14 protein-coding genes are annotated in these 17,448 nt (G+C 63.7%); 8 read left to right on the forward strand and 6 right to left on the reverse strand.

The window, feature by feature from the left end:
• Window positions 1-2: 2 nt before the first annotated feature.
• The 3 genes from lpxA to lpxB are packed head-to-tail and all read left to right on the forward strand — an operon-like array spanning window position 3 to window position 2,887.
• The gene (lpxA, locus tag QQK95_RS03765) at window positions 3-836 is read left to right on the forward strand and encodes an acyl-ACP--UDP-N-acetylglucosamine O-acyltransferase (RefSeq protein WP_284269059.1); all 834 of its coding nucleotides are present in this window, start codon (window positions 3-5) and stop codon (window positions 834-836) included.
• Window positions 808-1,722, forward strand: a complete 915-nt coding sequence (locus QQK95_RS03770; RefSeq protein ID WP_284269060.1) for an LpxI family protein — start codon at window positions 808-810, stop codon at window positions 1,720-1,722. Before lpxA ends, QQK95_RS03770 begins: the two co-directional genes overlap by 29 nt.
• Entirely contained in the window at window positions 1,715-2,887 is a 1,173-nt protein-coding gene (lpxB, locus tag QQK95_RS03775) for a lipid-A-disaccharide synthase (protein ID WP_284269061.1), read from the forward strand. Before QQK95_RS03770 ends, lpxB begins: the two co-directional genes overlap by 8 nt.
• Before the next feature lie 32 nt (window positions 2,888-2,919).
• Here lpxB and gltA read toward each other — a convergent pair whose 3' ends face one another.
• Together gltA and gltX are read right to left on the reverse strand one after the other, a co-directional pair.
• On the reverse strand, window positions 2,920-4,248 hold the full coding sequence (gene gltA / locus QQK95_RS03780; protein WP_019858188.1) for a citrate synthase: 1,329 nt from the start codon (window positions 4,246-4,248) through the stop codon (window positions 2,920-2,922).
• A 183-nt stretch (window positions 4,249-4,431) separates the two neighbouring features.
• On the reverse strand, window positions 4,432-5,856 hold the full coding sequence (gltX, locus tag QQK95_RS03785; RefSeq protein ID WP_284269063.1) for a glutamate--tRNA ligase: 1,425 nt from the start codon (window positions 5,854-5,856) through the stop codon (window positions 4,432-4,434).
• A 102-nt stretch (window positions 5,857-5,958) separates the two neighbouring features.
• On the opposite strand from gltX, the gene QQK95_RS03790 reads away from it, so the two are divergent.
• Entirely contained in the window at window positions 5,959-8,406 is a 2,448-nt protein-coding gene (locus QQK95_RS03790; protein ID WP_284269065.1) for a ComEC/Rec2 family competence protein, read from the forward strand.
• On the opposite strand, the gene lexA is transcribed toward QQK95_RS03790, so the two are convergent.
• Together lexA and QQK95_RS03800 are read right to left on the reverse strand one after the other, a co-directional pair.
• Window positions 8,400-9,137 (reverse strand): transcriptional repressor LexA, encoded by a 738-nt coding sequence (lexA, locus tag QQK95_RS03795; protein WP_032933442.1) that lies wholly within the window; start codon window positions 9,135-9,137, stop codon window positions 8,400-8,402. The genes QQK95_RS03790 and lexA overlap by 7 nt on opposite strands.
• A 599-nt stretch (window positions 9,138-9,736) precedes the next feature.
• A complete protein-coding gene (locus tag QQK95_RS03800; RefSeq protein WP_284269067.1) occupies window positions 9,737-10,510 on the reverse strand; it encodes a GntR family transcriptional regulator in 774 nt (257 codons plus the stop codon).
• Between the two features lie 155 nt (window positions 10,511-10,665).
• Here QQK95_RS03800 and QQK95_RS03805 point away from each other — a divergent pair, with 155 nt between their 5' ends.
• The 4 genes from QQK95_RS03805 to kynU are packed head-to-tail and all read left to right on the forward strand — an operon-like array spanning window position 10,666 to window position 14,684.
• Entirely contained in the window at window positions 10,666-11,652 is a 987-nt protein-coding gene (locus QQK95_RS03805; protein WP_284269069.1) for an ABC transporter substrate-binding protein, read from the forward strand.
• A 57-nt stretch (window positions 11,653-11,709) separates the two neighbouring features.
• Window positions 11,710-12,489 carry an ABC transporter ATP-binding protein gene (locus tag QQK95_RS03810; RefSeq protein WP_284269071.1) on the forward strand — a complete coding sequence of 260 codons (780 nt, stop codon included), beginning with the start codon at window positions 11,710-11,712 and terminating at the stop codon, window positions 12,487-12,489.
• A 5-nt stretch (window positions 12,490-12,494) separates the two neighbouring features.
• On the forward strand, window positions 12,495-13,418 hold the full coding sequence (locus QQK95_RS03815; protein WP_284269073.1) for an ABC transporter permease: 924 nt from the start codon (window positions 12,495-12,497) through the stop codon (window positions 13,416-13,418).
• A gap of 18 nt (window positions 13,419-13,436) precedes the next feature.
• Entirely contained in the window at window positions 13,437-14,684 is a 1,248-nt protein-coding gene (kynU, locus tag QQK95_RS03820; protein WP_284269075.1) for a kynureninase, read from the forward strand.
• Between the two features lie 65 nt (window positions 14,685-14,749).
• On the opposite strand, the gene kynA is transcribed toward kynU, so the two are convergent.
• Window positions 14,750-15,586 (reverse strand): tryptophan 2,3-dioxygenase, encoded by an 837-nt coding sequence (kynA, locus tag QQK95_RS03825; RefSeq protein ID WP_284269077.1) that lies wholly within the window; start codon window positions 15,584-15,586, stop codon window positions 14,750-14,752.
• Window positions 15,583-17,208, reverse strand: a complete 1,626-nt coding sequence (locus tag QQK95_RS03830) for an AMP-binding protein (protein ID WP_284269079.1) — start codon at window positions 17,206-17,208, stop codon at window positions 15,583-15,585. Before QQK95_RS03830 ends, kynA begins: the two co-directional genes overlap by 4 nt.
• Window positions 17,209-17,448 lie beyond the last annotated feature (240 nt).

Genomic DNA, 17,448 nt, shown 5'->3' on the forward strand with positions numbered 1-17,448 from the left:
TTATGAAAATCGAGACTTCAATCCATCCTTCCTCCGTCGTGGAAGAGGGCGCTCAAATCGGCCAGGGTGTGCGCATAGGGCCGTTCTGCCATGTCAGCGCCGATGCCGTGATCGCCGATGGTGTCGAACTGGTCAGTCATGTCTCGGTCATGGGCGCGACCACAATCGGCGCCTCGACCAAGGTCTATCCGATGGCGACATTGGGCGCGCCGCCGCAGAACACCAAGCACAAGGGCGGCCGCACGACGCTGGTCATCGGCGCCAACTGCACCATCCGCGAAGGCGTCACCATGCATGTCGGCACCGACACCAGCCGCGGCGAAACGACAGTGGGCGACAATGGCAATTTCCTTGCCTACGCCCACATCGCCCATGATTGCGTCGTTGGCAAGAATGCCACCTTCGCCAATGGCGCGACGCTGGGCGGCCACTGCGAGATCGGCGACAATGTCTATATCGGCGGCCTCAGCGCCGTTCATCAATTCGTGCGTGTCGGCGACAACGCCTTTCTTGGCGGATGCTCGGCTTTCGTTGGCGACGTCATTCCCTATGCCATTGCCGTCGGCAACCGCGCCAGCCTGCGCGGATTGAACATTATCGGACTGAAGCGTGCCGGTCTGCCGCGTTCCGAAATCTATCTGTTGCGCAAAGCCTACAGGACGATTTTCGACCGCTCCCGCACCGTCGGCGAGAACATCGAATTCGCCAAGGCCGAGTTCGCCTCTTCGCCGACCGCCATGAAGATCATCGACTTCATCAGCAGCCGCGGCAAGCGGCACTATGCGGTGCCATCGCTCAGGGGTGGCGATGGCGACGATACCGATGATGAAGACTGAGACCGCTTCTGCCGGTCTTGATCTCCCGCCAGATGCCAGGGTCGGCATCATTGCCGGCGGCGGCAGTCTTCCGGTCGAAGTCGCGGCCGGTTCGGCCGAGCAGGGTTATCCGCCCTTCATCGTCCTCATGGAAGGCGAGGCCGACCGTCTGTCGGAATTGTGCCGCTATGAGCATGAGACGCTTGCCCTGGAGGCGATCGGTTCGCTTGTTCCACTGCTCAAACGCCACCGGATTACCCATCTGGTGCTGGCCGGCGAGATCAAGCGCCGGCCAAGGCTGACCCATCTGCACCCGAGCCTCAGCCTGCTGGCGGTGATACCAATTGTCGTCATGGCGCTGGCGCGTGGCGACGATGGCTTGTTGAAGGTGGTGGCGCGCGGTCTCGAGGCCCGAGGGATAAAGGTCGTGGGCGCCCACGAAATCGTGCCGAACCTGGTCGCCGCCGAAGGGGTCTTGACGAAAGCCGTGCCACAGAAATCGGATCGGCGCGACATCGAGGCAGGCTTTGCGGCGGCGAAGGCCATCGGGGCGCTGGATATCGGCCAGGCGGCGATCGCTGTCGGCGGCCGGGTCATCGCGCTCGAGGGCATCGAGGGCACGGCCGGATTGCTCGACCGCGCGAAGCTGCTGCGCGGCCATGGCCGTATCGCCGGCAAGACGCGCGGCGTCCTGGTCAAATGCGCCAAGCCTGGCCAGGAGCTGCGCGCAGATCTTCCTTCGATGGGACCGCAGACGGTCGAAGCGGCGCATGCGGCGGGGCTTGCAGGCATTGCGGTCGAGGCGGGGCGCTCACTGATCCTCGAAGGCCCCGCAACCCTGTCGCGCGCCAATGAACTTGGCCTGTTCATCGTCGGCCTGGCCGCAGCGGAGCCTGGGCATGGCTGACAGGGCGTTGAAGATCGCGATCGTCGCGGGGGAGGAATCGGGCGATCTGCTTGGCGCCGACATCGTGCGTTCGCTCCGGCAGATAACAGGCCGCGACGTGCGGCTCGTCGGCCTCGGAGGCCGGCATCTCGAAGAATTGGGTCTGGTGTCGCCCTTCGATGCAGGCGAGATCGCGCTGATGGGTTTCAGTGCAGTCCTGCGAGACCTGCCGCGCCTCATCAGGCGGATCGGCCAACTCGCCAAAACCATCGCCGAGGAAAAGCCGGACTGCCTGATCACCATAGACAGTCCGGACTTTTCCTTGCGCGTCGCCAGGAAGGTGCGGGCGGCCAATCCGTCGATACCGATCATCCATTATGTCTGCCCGAGCGTCTGGGCCTGGCGCCCGGGCAGGGCGGTGGCGATGAAGCCCTATGTCGACCATATCCTGTGCATCCTGCCGTTCGAGGTGAAGGAACTCGAACGGCTGGGCGGCCCACCGGGCACCTATGTGGGCCATCGCCTGACGCATGACGCAGGTGTGCTTGCCGCTCAGAAGGCGCAGGCCTTGCCACGCGACCTTGCCCAGGACCGCATCAAGACATTGCTTGTCCTGCCGGGTTCACGGCGCGGCGAGGTGCGGCGGCTGGTCGACACGTTCGGCGAGACCGTGTCGATGCTGCGCGCGCGCGGGCATCGCCTGCGGCTGCTGCTGCCGACGGTTCCGCATGTCGCCGACCTCGTCAAATCCTCGGTCAATCGTTGGGACGAAAAACCCGAAATCATCGTGGATCCCCAGCGCAAATGGCAGGCTTTCGGCAAGGCCGATGCCGCGCTGATCGCATCGGGAACCGTATCGCTGGAACTGGCTTTGGCTGGTGTGCCGATGGTGTCGTCCTACAGGCTCGATCCGGTCGCCCGTGCCGTTGCGCCGTATCTTGTTTCGGTCTGGTCGGCGCTGCTGCCCAATCTGATCGCGGATCGCGCACTCATCCCGGAGTTCTACAACGAGTACGTCAAGCCCAACAATCTGGCTCGCCAGCTGGAAGCATTGTTCGCCGACAGCGGCATGCGCGCCTGGCAGAAAGCCGGCTTTGTCGAGATCGCGCGGCGCATGGCGACAGACAAGCCGTCGGGCGAGATCGCGGCGGGCGTGGTGCTACGCCAAATAAAAAAGGCGCCCTGAGGGGCGCCTTTTTACAATCAAGACAGCTTCGGTCAGCGCTTGGCGATCGGCACGTAGTCGCGCTCCGGCGCGCCGGTGTAGAGCTGGCGCGGGCGGCCGATCTTCTGGCGCGGATCCTCGATCATCTCCTTCCACTGGGCGATCCAGCCGACGGTGCGGGCGACCGCGAACAGCACGGTGAACATGGTGGTGGGGAAGCCTAGCGCCTTCAGCGTGATGCCGGAATAGAAGTCGACATTCGGGTAGAGCTTCTTCTCGATGAAATAGGGATCGGTCAGCGCGATCTTCTCCAGTTCCATGGCGATGTCGAGCAACGGGTCGTCCTTGATGCCGAGTTCGCCCAGGACCTCGTGCGCCGTCTTCTGCATGATTTTCGCACGAGGATCGTAGTTCTTGTAGACGCGGTGGCCAAAACCCATCAGCCGGAACGGGTCGTTCTTGTCCTTGGCGCGGGCGATGAATTCCGGGATGTGATCGACATGGCCGATTTCGCCCAGCATGTTGAGCGCCGCTTCATTGGCGCCGCCATGGGCCGGGCCCCAAAGGCAAGCGATGCCGGCTGCGATGCAGGCGAACGGGTTGGCGCCCGACGAGCCGGCGAGGCGAACCGTCGAGGTCGAGGCATTCTGCTCGTGATCGGCGTGCAGGATGAAGATGCGCTCCATGGCGCGCGCCAGCACCGGGTTGATCTTGTATTCCTCGCACGGCACGGCGAAGCACATATGCAGGAAGTTTGCCGCGAAGCCGAGATCGTTCTTCGGGTAAATGAAGGGCTGGCCGATGTGGTACTTGTAGGCCATGGCCGCGATCGTCGGCATCTTGGCGATCAGCCGCATGGAGGCGACCATGCGCTGGTAGGGGTCCGAGATGTCGGTGGAGTCGTGATAGAAGGCCGACAGCGCGCCAACCACGCCGCACATCACCGCCATGGGGTGCGCGTCGCGGCGGAAGCCGGTGAAGAAGCGCGACATCTGCTCGTGCACCATGGTGTGGCGCGTCACGCGGTAATCGAAATCGTCCTTCTGCGCCTTGGTCGGCAGTTCACCATAGAGCAGGAGATAGCAGACTTCGAGGAAGTCGCCGTGTTCGGCGAGCTGATCGATCGGATAGCCGCGGTGGAGGAGAATACCCGCGTCGCCGTCGATGAAGGTGATCTCGGATTCGCAGCTTGCGGTCGAGGTGAAGCCAGGGTCGTAGGTGAAGGCGCCGGTCGTGCTGTAGAGCGAGGCGATGTCGATGACGTCGGGTCCGACGGAGCCGCTTCGCACCTTGAATTCATGGGTCTTGCCGGCGAATTGAAGCGTTGCGGTAGCCTCTTGGTTCGCGCCGCCCACATCCAGTTTTTTCGCAGCTTCGGTCATTGCAAACTCCTTGTTGTTTCCTCATGCCGGCAAAGGCAAATTCTGCAGAGCGACACGTCGAAATCACCGCAATGCGCGTATTCGCCACCGCATTTTAGGAGGTGCGTGCCAGATTGGGCCAAGGCCTAATGTTGCACTGCGAAACGCGCCTTTCAATGCCAATCTTCTTGGGCCAGTTTGCTCCTAATCGATTTGATCCGCTATGCGCGCCAGGCTTTCCTCGCGCCCAAGCACGGCAAGCACGTCGAACACGCCTGGCGAGGTGCTTTTGCCGGTCAGCGCGGCCCGCAACGGTTGGGCCACGGCGCCAAGCTTGTGGCCACCGGCGAGCGCATAGTCGCGGACCGCGGCCTCTGCAGCGGCAGCCGTCCAGTCGCCTGGAAGCGCGTTCAAGGCTTCGTGAGCGCCACGCAGGATCTTGCGGGCATCGTCATTGAGCAGAAGCGCCGCCTTCTCGTCGACCCGCAGCGGTCGCGTGGCGAACAGATAGGCCGCGCCATCGACGAGTTCGACCAGCGTCTTGGCGCGCTCCTTCAGGCCCGGAAGGGCCGCCAGCAGCTGCGCCTTGTTGTGTTCGTTGAGGCGCGCGGCCATCGCCGGACCGCCTTCGAGATAGGGCAGAGTGGCGATGAAGATGTCGAGCAGCTCCGCGTCGGCCATGCGGCGCATGTGCGCGCCGTTGATCGCTTCCAGCTTTGCGAAGTCGAAGCGAGCAGCGCCCTTGTTGACGTCGCCAATATCGAACCAGGTGATCATGTCCCTGATCGACATGATCTCGTCGTCGCCATGACTCCAGCCCAGACGCGCCAGGTAATTGAGCAGCGCCTCCGGCAGGTAGCCCATGGCGCGATAGGCCTCGACGCCGAGCGCGCCATGGCGCTTCGACAGCTTGGCGCCGTCGGCGCCATGGATCAGCGGGATGTGCGACATAGACGGCACGTCCCAGCCCATGGCGTTGTAGATGACGGTCTGGCGTGCGGCATTGGTCAGGTGGTCGTCGCCGCGGATGATGTGCGTGACACCCATGTCGTGGTCGTCGACGACGACGGCATGCATGTAGGTCGGGTTGCCGTCCGAACGCAGGATGATGAAGTCGTCGAGATCCTTGTTGGGGAAGCGCACTTCGCCCTGGACACGGTCATGGACGATCGTTTCGCCTTCGGTCGGCGCCTTGATGCGGATGGCGCCCTTGACGCCCGCAGGCGCCTCCGAGGGGCCGCGGTCGCGCCACTGGCCATTGTAGCGCGGCGGCAGGCCCTTGGCCCGCGCTGCCTCGCGCATCGCCTCCAGCTCGGCCGGCGTTTCATAGCTGTAATAGGCCTTGCCCAGACGCACGAGTTCCTCCGCGACCTCGCGGTGGCGCGGCGCGCGCTCGAATTGCGAGACCGCGTCGCCGTCCCAGGTCAAGCCGAGCCAGGTGAGGCCGTCCAGGATAGCGGCCGTCGCGGCGGCGGTCGAACGCTCGCGATCGGTGTCCTCGATGCGCAGCAGCATCGTGCCGCCTGTGTGTTTGGCATAGAGCCAGTTGAACAGCGCCGTGCGCGCGCCGCCGATGTGTAGATAGCCGGTGGGCGAGGGGGCAAAACGGGTTACGACCTTGTCGGACATGAAGCTCTCGGAAACCATCTGAAGCGGGGTGCGGCTGCGCGGACTTTCGCGCGTCGCGCGTTCATGTAGCATAGGGCGTCAGGGGTGCAAGGGGCAGACCCGATGGCTGGACGAGGCCGGGGTTCGGAACAGGGCGAGGACGCTGGTGCTGGCGTCAGCGAACGGTCCCTGTTTGCAGCCCCCTTGGCGACCCCACTGCCGTCGCCTCTTGTGCCTGCACCCGGCAGCCAGCCGCCACAGGCGGATATCCCGGCGTCACTTCCGTCCGCTGCTTCGGGCCGGATTGTGCGCGTGCGGCGGCAACTCGGCCGGGTTTCCTGGCCTCGCCTGCGCCATAGTGCGGCGACCGCAGCCGAGCTCGAGCTTGACCGGGGCATCGCCTTCCTACTGGTGCCGGTATGTCTGGCCACTGGTGCGGTCGGCTACTATTCGCTCGCGGCGGAGCCTGATTTTGCAAAGCCCGTCGCGGTCGTCGTGCTGATGGCGGTCTGTGCGCTTGTTTCGCGCTCCTGGCCGAAAACCCATCTGGGCTTCATGGCGGCATTGCTGTGTGCGCTTGGCCTGCTTGCCGCCAAGGTCGAGACATGGCGGGCGGGCACCCAGATGCTGGGTTCGGAAATCTCGACGCAAGTGACCGGCCGCGTCGTGTCGCTCGACCGGATGGAGACCGGCCGCATCCGGCTGACCATCGACGTGACGTCGACCGCCCGGCCGAAACTGCGCTATGCGCCGGAAAGGGTAAGGCTTTCGGCGCGCAACATCCCAGCGGAAATGACCGCCGGCTCCCTGGTCACCGGCTACGCCAAACTGTTGCCTCCGACCGGCCCGGTGCGGCCGGACAGCTACGATTTCTCCTTCGACAGCTATTTCGCCGGCATTGGCGGCAGCGGCTTCTTTCTCGGCAATCCAAAGCTTGTCTCCGCGGACGACGAGATGCCGCTTTCGGCCCGGCTTTTCTCAGGAATAGAAAATGCCCGTGAAGCCATAGCCGACCATATCAGGGCCACGGTCGGCGGCGCCGAAGGGGAGATCGCAGCAGCGCTGATCGTCGGCGTGCGGGCCGGTATTCCCGATGAAATCAACGAAGCGATGCGGCGCACCGGCATTTATCACATCATCTCCATTTCCGGGCTGCATATGGCGCTGGTCGCCGGTACCATCATGGGGCTGCTGCGTGGTGCCTTCGCGCTGTTTCCAGATTTTTCCGCGCGCCGGCCGGTGAAGAAATACGCGGCTGCCGCCGCCCTGTTCTCGATTGCCGCCTATCTCGTCATCTCCGGTGTCGTCGTTGCCGCCGAGCGCAGCTTCATCATGCTGGCGGTGATGCTGGTTGCCGTCCTGTTCGATCGCGCGGCGCTGACCATGCGCAATCTGGCGATCTCGGCGATCGCCGTTATTCTGGTGTCGCCGCACGAGGTCGTCGGCCCAAGCTTCCAGATGTCGTTCGCCGCGACCGCGGCGCTGGTCGGCGCCTATGCCGGGTGGGCTGATCACCATGCGGGAAAGGCAAGACCGCCACCGCCAAAGCGATCCCTGCCGGGTTTTCTCACGCGAAAATTCCTGCTGGCGACCGGCGGATTGGCAATGACCTCCATCATTGCCGGCTGCGCCACGGCGCTGTTTGCTATCTGGCATTTCCAGCGTGTGTCACCGCTCAGCCTGTTCGCCAATCTGGCCGTCATGCCGATCGTGTCGGTCGTGATGTTCCTGGCTGTTGCCAGCGCGTTGCTGATGCCATTCGGATTGGATGCGCCGACGCTTTACCTGATGGGAAAGGGCCTGACGGCGATGATCGCCATATCGGCGTGGATATCGGAACGCTCACCGGTCGATGCTGTCGGGCTGATTTCTCAGCAATCCGTGCTGCTGGTGACCATCGCCCTGGTCATCGCGACGATGGCGACGACCTGGCTGCGGCTCGCGGCAGTGCCGTTCGCGCTTGCCGGCTTGTTGACGGTGTCGGATACGCGCACCCCGGATGTGCTGATCTCCGAAGATGCGCGGCTGGTCGCGCTGCCGATCGGCGGCGGCGAACTCGCGGTCAGCCGGGCTCGCCCGAACGAGTTCACCGTCGACAATTGGAAACGCGTGCTGGTGTCCGAAACCATCGTCGTGCCGGAGATGTTCGACAGGGCGGACGGGCAATTCGACATTGCCGATGCCGTCAATCTGCCGCCGGGAGCTCCGTTCTATTGCACGGATGGTGTCTGTCTTGCCCGGCACCCCTCGGGTGCGATCATCGCGCATGTCGAAGACCGCAAGGACACCTGGAAAGCCTGCGGTTTCGCCGACCTGATCGTCGTCAATGACGCGACGGGCTATGATGCCTGCCACAATCCGCTGGTTCTTGTCGTCACCAAACAGCAGCTCGCCCGCAAGGGCAGCGCCGCCGTCTTCTTCGACCGCCAATCTGCGACCAGTCCGCCAACCGTCAGCTTCGCGGTGGACGGACCATATCGGCCCTGGCACGAGCAGCGAAAATTTTCGCGTGAGGCGAGGGGGCTGCCGCCCTATCAAAAATCCGAAAAACCGGCCGCCGCTGCTCAGTAGCGTCGGATCAGGCCGACGAGCTTGCCTTGCACCTTGACCCTATCCGGTCCGAAAATGCGCGTCTCGTAGGCCGGGTTGGCGGCTTCAAGCGCAATCGAGGCGCCCTTGCGCCGGAACCGTTTCAGGGTTGCTTCCTCCTCGTCGACCAGCGCCACGACGATCTCGCCCGGGCTCGCCGTGTCGGCGTTGCGAATGATGACCGTGTCGCCATCGAAGATGCCGGCCTCGATCATCGAGTCGCCCTTGACCTCAAGCGCGTAATGCTCGCCACCCATGATCATGTCCGGCGGCACCGAGATCGAATGCGTCTGGTGCTGGATGGCATCGATCGGCACACCGGCGGCGATGCGGCCCATCACAGGGATCGACACGGCGGAAACCGCATCATCATCATTGCCGGCCGCGGGCAAGCGCGACGGCGCAGGCTTGATCTGGCGGCCAAGACCGCCTTGACCAAGGCTGCCCTGGATGACGCTTGGCGAGAATTTCTTTGCCGCGTTGAGGCCGGGCGCGATCGAATCCGGCAGCCGCAGCACTTCCAGCGCGCGCGCCCGGTTGGGCAGCCGGCGAATGAAGCCGCGCTCTTCCAGTGCCGTGATCAGGCGATGGATGCCTGACTTGGAGGCGAGATCGAGGGCTTCCTTCATCTCGTCGAAGGAAGGCGGAATGCCGCTTTCCTTGAGCCGTTCATGAATGAACATCAGCAGTTCATGTTGCTTGCGTGTCAGCATGGCGGCCCCCAAGGCATTGAACGAAGGGTGTGAACCAGAATCGAAAAACAAACCCAGAACAAACACTATCTGTTCCAGTTGTGTTCTGCAACTGTTTAAAGTTTAATGAATTTGTTAAGGCGGCCGAAATTAATTGACCCCGGCAGCGGGTGGCGATCGACCGCTTCCGCTGCCTGCAGGCGCATTGAAATCATTTTGGTTAATGGCCTGTGGCCTATCCCTGGACCCGGTTTGGCATCAGGCGTTTGACAGGCGTCCATGGGGCGGATCCGTGCGGTGTATCGATCCATTTCCAGCGGAACGAAACGAAATCAAAACGCCAACCCATCACTGGCTTCAGGCGGTAACGGATGCAAGGCCATGTTGCCGGAACTCTCAGTCGCCACGCCATGCCTGAGCTCATCGGCGTCGCGACAAACCAAGGCATTGAGCGCCGGCCTGATCTTGAAGGCGCCGATGGGCGGCAATGTCTCGAGCTTGAATATCCGCTGATCGGGCCGGCCGAGATCGGTGCGCGGCAGCGGCGTGCGCGGCAGCCAGACGCTCGGCCGATCACCGGGCCGCGACAACCTCGTCAGGTGCCGGGCGCTGCGGCAGCGTCATCCGGAAACCGCTTTCAGGCTGCCGGCGCGCGCGGTGTAGGTGTTGGCGCCGTTATCTTCGCTGTGCACATAGACGTGCAGCGTGTAGCCGATATGCGCCGTCATCAGCGCCTTTGCCCGCTCGACGTCGCGGTCGAGCGCCGCTTCCATGATCGCGGTGTGATGCTCGATGGCGATCGCCTCGCGCAGCGCGTCCATTGCCTCGCCATAGCCGTCCTTCAGGCCGGCCGCCGCCCGCAATGTCGGCGCCAGGCCGAGAAACCGATGATGCCGACGCAGCTGGTCGGCGATCGTCGAGCGGAAGCGTAACAGCCAGTTGGATGTCGCCGCGCTCAGCAGCGCCGCGTGGAAGGCCTCGTGGCTCTCGTCCCATTTGTCGACGGCCGCATCGGAAGGGTCGTCGACCGCGGTCTTGCAGCGCGAGAGCCGGTAATGGGCGGTGACGACCGCGTCCTCCCATTCCCTGCCGCCTTTCGCGATCGATTCCAGGAACAGCGGCATTTCGACAACCATCCTTGCTCGCGCCAGGTCCTCGAGCTCGGCGCGCGACACGGGAGCGACGGCAAAGCCGCGATTGCTGATGGCGGTGACCAGGCGTTCGGCTTCAAGTCGGGACAAGGCCTCACGCAGCGGCGTCCAGCCGACACCGTATGTGCCGCGCAGCGCGCTCAGCTTGAGCGGCGCCCCAGGCATGAGGCGGGTGGTCAGGATATCGCGCCGTAGCAGCTGGTAGGCCGCCTCGGTCTTTGTGGAGTTGTTCTGATCCTGCATCGCGATCCGTCCATCATCGGGCTCGCGAAAATTATATATGATGGGGATGCATGGCAAGAATTATATATAATGTTTGACAGGTGGCGGGGTACTGACCATGATCGCCTCCAGTTGCCGCCCCGATAAGCGGCGATAATCAAATCTGGGAGGAAATGATGTTGAAGTCGAAATCCGCTTGGCTGTCGGGATTGGCCCTGGCAGGTGCCTTGATGCTCAGCGCCGGCAGTGCCGCGGCCGATCAGATACGCATCGGCATCGCTAATTTCGGCGAGCATCCGCAGCTCAACGCCGCCATAGCCGGCTTCAAGAAGGCATTGACGGACAACGGTTTTGTCGAGGGCAAGGACGTCGTCTACACCGAAAGCCACACCAATTTCGATGCATCGCTGGTGCCGCAGATGATCGCCAAGCTGCAGGCGGAGCAGCCCAAGCTGATCTACACCATCACCACGCCGGTCTCGCAGATCGCCAAGAAGGCGCTCGCGGGCTCCGGCATTCCGATCGTTTTCGCCGCGGTCACCGATCCGGTGGCGGCCAAGTTGGTGCCGTCATGGGACGCCGGCGACGACGGCATGACCGGCGCCAGCGATCTGCAGGATGTCGCCGCGGTGATGGCCTTCACCAAGAAGCTGCTGCCGAACGCCAAGCGCTTCGGCGTGCCTTACAATCCAGGCGAGGCCAACGATGTTGCCCTGATCGAAAAGATCAAGGCTGCGGCGCCGGCGGCCGGCTTCGAAGTCGTGGAAGTCGGTGTCGACAACGTCAATGACATCCAGCAACGCATCGCTTCGCTCTCCGGCAAGGTCGACGTCATCTACGGCCCGGCTTCGAACCTGATCCAGCCAGCGATCGCTGCTGTCTCGGCCGCTGCCCGCCAAGCCGGCATCCCTATCGTCAACTCCGATGACAGCGCAGTCCGCAACGGCACCGTACCGGCAAGCTTCGCGGTCAATTACACGCAGGTCGGCGTCAACGCCGGCAACATCGCCGCCGAGATCCTCAAGGGCAAGGATCCCAAGACGATCGCGCCGTCGCGCCCGGCCTACAAGGACCACATGGCAACGATCTCCCGCAAGGCGATGGCCGCGTTCGGCATTGAGATACCGGCTTCGATGGCCGATTGCGGCTGTGTCGTCGACTGACATCGGGCTACGGGGTGACGGCGTTCGCGCCGTCGCCCTTCACGCCAGGGAGGAACGATGCTCGATATCCGATCCGCGCGCAAAGTATTCTACAAGGGGCAGGCCGACGAGAAGGTCGCGCTGGACGGTCTCAGCCTGTCATTGGCCACCGGCGAGTTCGGCATCGTCATCGGCTCCAACGGGGCCGGCAAGAGCAGCATGCTCAACGCCATTTCCGGAGCTCTTGTCCTGGATTCCGGCAAGATCCTGATCAATGGCGCCGACGTGACAGCCATGCCAGTGCACAAGCGCGCCACAAGACTGGCACGCGTCTTCCAGGATCCGATGCGCGGCACCGCCGCCAGCATGACCGTGGCGGAGAACATGCTGCTGGCCGATCTGCGCAGCCAAAAACGCACGCTTCGGCAAGGGCTGAACGCGACGCGGCTCGCGTCCTACAGGGAGCGCCTGTCGATATTGGGCCTCGGCCTCGAGAACCGTCTCGACACCCGCGTCGACCTGCTCTCGGGCGGGCAGCGTCAGTCGCTGTCGCTGATCATGGCGGTCGGCGGATCGCCGGACCTGCTGCTGCTCGACGAGCATACCGCGGCACTTGACCCGCGCACGGCGGAGATCGTCATGCAGGCGACGGTGCGCGCCGTCAACGCGCTGAAGCTGACCACGCTGATGGTGACCCACAACATGCAGCACGCCGTCGACTATGGCAGCCGGGTAATCATGCTCGACGCCGGCCGGGTCCTCCTGGAGGTCACCGGCGAGGAGAAGGCCAGGGTCACGGTCATCGACCTGATCGGCCACTTCTCGGTCAAGACCGACCGCATGTTGCTGGCGAGCTGATCACCATGGGCTTTATTCAGGACGTTCTGACAAGCTTTGTCGCGATCATGCCTGTGACCCTGGCGCAGAGCCTGATCCTGGCCTTTGTCGTGCTCGGCATCATGATCCCGTTCCGTATGCTGAATTTCCCCGATCTGACCAGCGAAGGCGCTTTTCCGCTGGGCGGCTGCGTGTGCGGCGTGCTTCTTGCCGCTGGCGTATCGCCGCTGACCTGCATCGTCGTCGCATTCGCGGCGGGCTTTGCGGCGGGCTGCTGCACCGCCTTCATCCACCTGCGCTTCCGCATCCACACGCTGCTTGCCGGCATCCTGATGATGACGATGCTCTACAGCATCAACTTGCGCATCATGGGCAAATCCAACCTCTCGGTTTTCGGCTCGCCCACGGTGTTCGACTGGGTGCCGCTCGCGCGGCCGGGCTTTCCGGCCAGCAAGATCGTGGTCGCCGGCCTTCTCGCGCTCGTCGTCTTCGCGGCGCTCTACATGTTCTTCAGGACCGAGAAGGGGACCGCCGTGCGCGCCGTCGGCGCCAATCCCGACATGGCCGAGGCTCAAGGCATCAATGTCTGGGCGGCGACCATCGGCGGCGTCGGGCTGGCGAGCGCGTTTTCGGCCTCGAGCGGTGCGCTGATGGTGCAGTCGCAGGGATTTGCCGACGTCAATATGGGACTGGGCATCCTCATCAATGGCCTGGCCGCGCTGATGATCGGCGAGGCGGTCGTCGGCAAGCAGACGGTCTGGCGCCAGCTGCTGGCGCCCTTTGCCGGCGCGATCATCTACTACCAGCTCGTTTCGTTCTGCCTGGCCGCCGGCATGCCGCCTCCCGACCTGAAACTTGCCACGGGCCTGTTCGTGCTTGCCATGCTTGCTCTGCCCAGCCTCAAGCGCAGCCGCGGACCCGCGCCGGCTCGCGAAGCCATCCGTGAATAATCAGGAATGTCACAAATCATGCGTTCAACGATCGATCTCGCAGCAGTCGAAGCCATGGATGCGGCGGATCCGCTGCGTGCCATGCGCGATCGCTTCATTCTGCCGGACGGTGTGATCTACCTCGACGGCAATTCGCTGGGTGCCGCGGCACCCGCTGTCTTCAACGAACTGCAGAAGGCGGCGACGCAGGAATGGGCGCAGGATCTCATCCGCGCCTGGAACACCGCCGGCTGGTTCGATATGCCGGTCGCGCTCGGTGACCAGCTCGGGCGTCTGATCGGCGCCGCTTCCGGCCAGACGGTGGTCTGCGACACGACGTCGATCAACATCTACAAAGTGCTGCATGCCGCACTCGGCATGCGGCCGAACCGCTCGGTCATCGTCGCCGAGGGCGACAGTTTCCCGACCGACCTCTACATGGCCGAAGGCGTGGCCTCGACGCGGCCGGGCACGGTGCTGCGGCTCGAGGGCGTCGATGCGCCCACCATTGAGGAACTGATCGATGAGCGCGTCGCGGTCATCCTGGTCAACCACGTCAATTACAAAACCGGACAATTGCGCGACATGGCCGCGCTGACGTGCAAGGCCCACCAGGTCGGTGCGCTGATCGTCTGGGATCTCTGCCATACGGCCGGCGCACTGCCGGTCGAACTCGATGCGGCGAACGCCGACTTTGCCATCGGCTGCACCTACAAATATCTCAATGGCGGTCCGGGCGCGCCCGCCTTCATCTATGCCGCCAAACGCCATCACGACCATGTCCACCAGCCGCTGAGCGGCTGGTGGGGCCATGCGCGGCCCTTCGCTTTTGAACAGGGCTACACGGCCGGCAGCGGCATCCGCCGGTTCCTGTGCGGCACGCAGCCAGTGCTGTCGATGCGGGCGCTGAAAGGGGCGCTGGATATCTGGGACGATGTCGACATGGCGTCGGTGCGCAAGAAGAGTATCGCGCTCACCGACCTGTTCATCCAGCTCGTCGAAGCCAGATGCGGCGCCTACGGCCTTGAACTCGAAGGTCCGCGCGACGGTAATGCGCGCGGCAGCCAGGTGTCGTTCCTCCATCCGCATGGCTACCAGGTGATGCGGGCCTTGATCGAGCGCGGCGTGATCGGCGATTTCCGCGCGCCGTCGACCATCCGCTTCGGCTTCACGCCGCTCTATGTCGGCTACAAGGACGTCTGGCAGGCGGTCGAGGTGCTGGAGGACATCCTGCGCACAGGCGCCTGGCAGGAAGCGCGTTTCGCCGTCAAGACGGCGGTTACCTGAGACGTCGGCACAATTCCAGGAAAAGTGCTGGCGGTTTTCCCACGGGAATTGCGCCAAAGCAAAAGTCAAAGCCGGGTGCGGACCGTCCACAGTTCGGGAAACAGCACGACTTCGAGCATCTTCTTGAGATAGGACGCACCCGAGGTGCCGCCGGTGCCGCGCTTCAGGCCGATGATGCGCTCGACCGTGGTGACATGGTTGAAGCGCCAGCGGCGGAAATAGTCCTCGAAATCAACCAGCTTCTCGGCCAGCTCGTAAAACATCCAATAGCGCTGCGGGTCGCGATAGACGGTCTGCCAGGCGACCAGGACCTCTTCGTTTTCGCTGCGCGTCTCACGCCAGTTCGTGCGCCTGGCGTCGGCGCCGATGTCGAATCCGTTGCGCGCCAGAAGCAGCAGCGCTTCGTCGTAGAGGGACGGCTCGGCCAGGATCGCCTCCAGCTTGCCGCTGAGGTCCGGCCGGTGCTTGTGCGGCCCGAGCATTGCGAGGTTGCGGTTGCCGGCCATGAACTCGATGGCGCGGTACTGCCAGGACTGGAAGCCCGAGGACTGGCCGAGCGCGTCGCGGAACTCGGTGTATTCGCTTGGCGTCATCGTGCGCAGCACGTCCCAGGCGTTGTTCAACTGCTCGAAAATCCGGGCGACACGCGACAGCATCTTGAAGCTCGGCTCTAACCGGTCGGCGCGGATGGAGCGGATCGCGGCGCCGATTTCGTGCAGAGCGAGTTTCATCCAGAGTTCCGAGGTCTGGTGCTGGATGATGAACAGCATCTCGTCATGCGCCGACGACAGCGGCGTCTGTGCCTCCAGAACCTTCTCCAGGTGCAGATAGTCGCTGTAGGACATGCGCTCCTTGAACGACATCTGTGCGCCTTCGGACGCCGGATCGTAGGGCTCGCTCAATTGATTTTCTCCGTGCGCAGCCGGAAGCGCTGGATCTTGCCGGTCTGGGTCTTGGGCAGGGCGGCGATGAATTTGACCGAGCGCGGATATTTGTATGGCGCGATCGTTGCCTTGACGTGGTCCTGCAGGCGCTTGACGGTCAGTGCATCGGGCGAAACACCTTGCACCAGCACGACATGCGCCTCGACGATCTGGCCGCGCTCGCCGTCCTCGGCGCCTATCACAGCGCATTCGGCGACATCGGGATGCGACAGCAGTGCCGCCTCGACCTCGGGTCCGGCAATGTTGTAGCCGGCGCTGACGATCATGTCGTCGGAACGCGCGGCGAAGTGGAAGAAGCCGTCCTCGTCCTGGGTGAATGTGTCGCCGGTGAGGTTCCAGCCGTCGCGCACATACTCCTTCTGCCTGTCGTCGGCCATGTAGCGGCAGCCGGTCGGGCCGCGCACCGCCAGCCGCCCGGTCTCGCCGCGAGGCACCTCGTGCATCGCGTCGTCGACGATGCGCGCTTCGTAGCCGCCGACCGGCTTGCCGGTCGAGGCCGGCTTCCTGTCGTCAAAGCGGTTGGAGATGAAAATGTGCAGCATTTCGGTGGCGCCGATGCCGTCGAGGATCGGCTTGCCGGTCTTCTCGGTCCACTCCTCGAAGACCGGAGCCGGCAATGTCTCGCCGGCCGAAACGGCAACGCGCAGCGATGACAGATCGGCGCCTTCATCCATGGCCTTCAGCATGGCGCGATAAGCGGTCGGCGCGGTGAAGGAGATGGTCGCTTTGTAGGTCTCGATGATGTGGATCATGTTGGGCGGCGTCGCCTGCTCCAGCAGCGTCGCCGCCGCTCCGAAGCGCAACGGGAAGATGGCGAGGCCGCCAAGGCCGAAGGTGAAGGCGAGCGGCGGCGAGCCTACGAAGATATCGTCGGGCGTGACCTGGAGGATTTCGCGGGCGTAGGCATCGGCGATGATCAGGAGGTCGCGGTGGAAGTGCATCGTCGCCTTCGGCACGCCCGTCGTGCCGGAAGTGAAGCCGAGCAGCGCGACATCGTCGCGGCCGGTGTTGACGGCAGTGAAGGTGACCGGCTTGTCGAGCGCGGCACGGTCGAGCTCGGCATCATGATTTGCGGTGCCGTCGAAGCCGATCACCTGCTTCAGGAAGGCGCTGTCCTTGGCGCAGGCGGTCATCTCGTCCATGAGCCTGGTGTCGCAAAGCGCGGTGGTGATCTCTGCCTTGTCGACGATCTTGGTGAGTTCGCCGGCGCGCAACATCGGCATGGTGTTGACGACGACGGCGCCGACCTTGGTGGCGGCCAGCCAGCAGGCGACCATTGCGGGGTTGTTGGCGGAGCGGATCAGCACCCGGTTGCCCGGCTTGACGCCGTAATTCTCGACCAGCGCGTGCGCCAGCCTGTTCGTCCAGTCCGACAGTTCCTTGTAGGTGCGGCGGCGGCCATTGCCGATCAGGGCGGTGTGGTCGCCGAGACCCTTCTCGACCAACCTGTCGGTCAATTCGACGCCGGCATTGAGATATTCGGGGTAGTCGAAGCCGTCGAGCAGGAAAACCGGCCATTGATCCGGTGGCGGCAGATGATCGCGCGTGAACGTGTCGATATGCGCTGAAGGCCCAAGCATGTCGCCGCCATCCCATTTGCTGCCTGGCCACTGCGCGAAGCATCTGGCCGAGGTGGTGGATATGAAGTTCCATCTTTCGCGAGAGGCTTCGCGCAGCCAGCTACGCCTGTTTGTCGACGCCACCAGGAAGGGTGAACAACCGCAGGTTTGGGCAGCACAGCAGACCTCCCATTGTCGGCTGTTATTCGGGCAGGATCGCACCAGTCGAAATTTGTTTCAAGCCTAAAATGTTTTTGCCCT

Origin of the sequence: Mesorhizobium huakuii, assembly GCF_030160235.1 — a bacterium.
Classification (GTDB): domain Bacteria; phylum Pseudomonadota; class Alphaproteobacteria; order Rhizobiales; family Rhizobiaceae; genus Mesorhizobium; species Mesorhizobium huakuii.

Coding starts and splice junctions, on each gene's coding strand:
- QQK95_RS03790 (WP_284269065.1), top strand. CDS start 5,959: ATGGCTGGACGAGGCCGGGGTTCGGAACAGGGCGAGGACGCTGGTGCT.
- QQK95_RS03810 (WP_284269071.1), top strand. CDS start 11,710: ATGCTCGATATCCGATCCGCGCGCAAAGTATTCTACAAGGGGCAGGCC.
- lpxB (WP_284269061.1), top strand. CDS start 1,715: ATGGCTGACAGGGCGTTGAAGATCGCGATCGTCGCGGGGGAGGAATCG.
- QQK95_RS03815 (WP_284269073.1), top strand. CDS start 12,495: ATGGGCTTTATTCAGGACGTTCTGACAAGCTTTGTCGCGATCATGCCT.
- gltX (WP_284269063.1), bottom strand. CDS start 5,856: ATGTCCGACAAGGTCGTAACCCGTTTTGCCCCCTCGCCCACCGGCTAT.
- kynU (WP_284269075.1), top strand. CDS start 13,437: ATGCGTTCAACGATCGATCTCGCAGCAGTCGAAGCCATGGATGCGGCG.
- lexA (WP_032933442.1), bottom strand. CDS start 9,137: ATGCTGACACGCAAGCAACATGAACTGCTGATGTTCATTCATGAACGG.
- QQK95_RS03830 (WP_284269079.1), bottom strand. CDS start 17,208: ATGCTTGGGCCTTCAGCGCATATCGACACGTTCACGCGCGATCATCTG.
- QQK95_RS03800 (WP_284269067.1), bottom strand. CDS start 10,510: ATGCAGGATCAGAACAACTCCACAAAGACCGAGGCGGCCTACCAGCTG.
- QQK95_RS03770 (WP_284269060.1), top strand. CDS start 808: ATGGCGACGATACCGATGATGAAGACTGAGACCGCTTCTGCCGGTCTT.
- gltA (WP_019858188.1), bottom strand. CDS start 4,248: ATGACCGAAGCTGCGAAAAAACTGGATGTGGGCGGCGCGAACCAAGAG.
- QQK95_RS03805 (WP_284269069.1), top strand. CDS start 10,666: ATGTTGAAGTCGAAATCCGCTTGGCTGTCGGGATTGGCCCTGGCAGGT.
- lpxA (WP_284269059.1), top strand. CDS start 3: ATGAAAATCGAGACTTCAATCCATCCTTCCTCCGTCGTGGAAGAGGGC.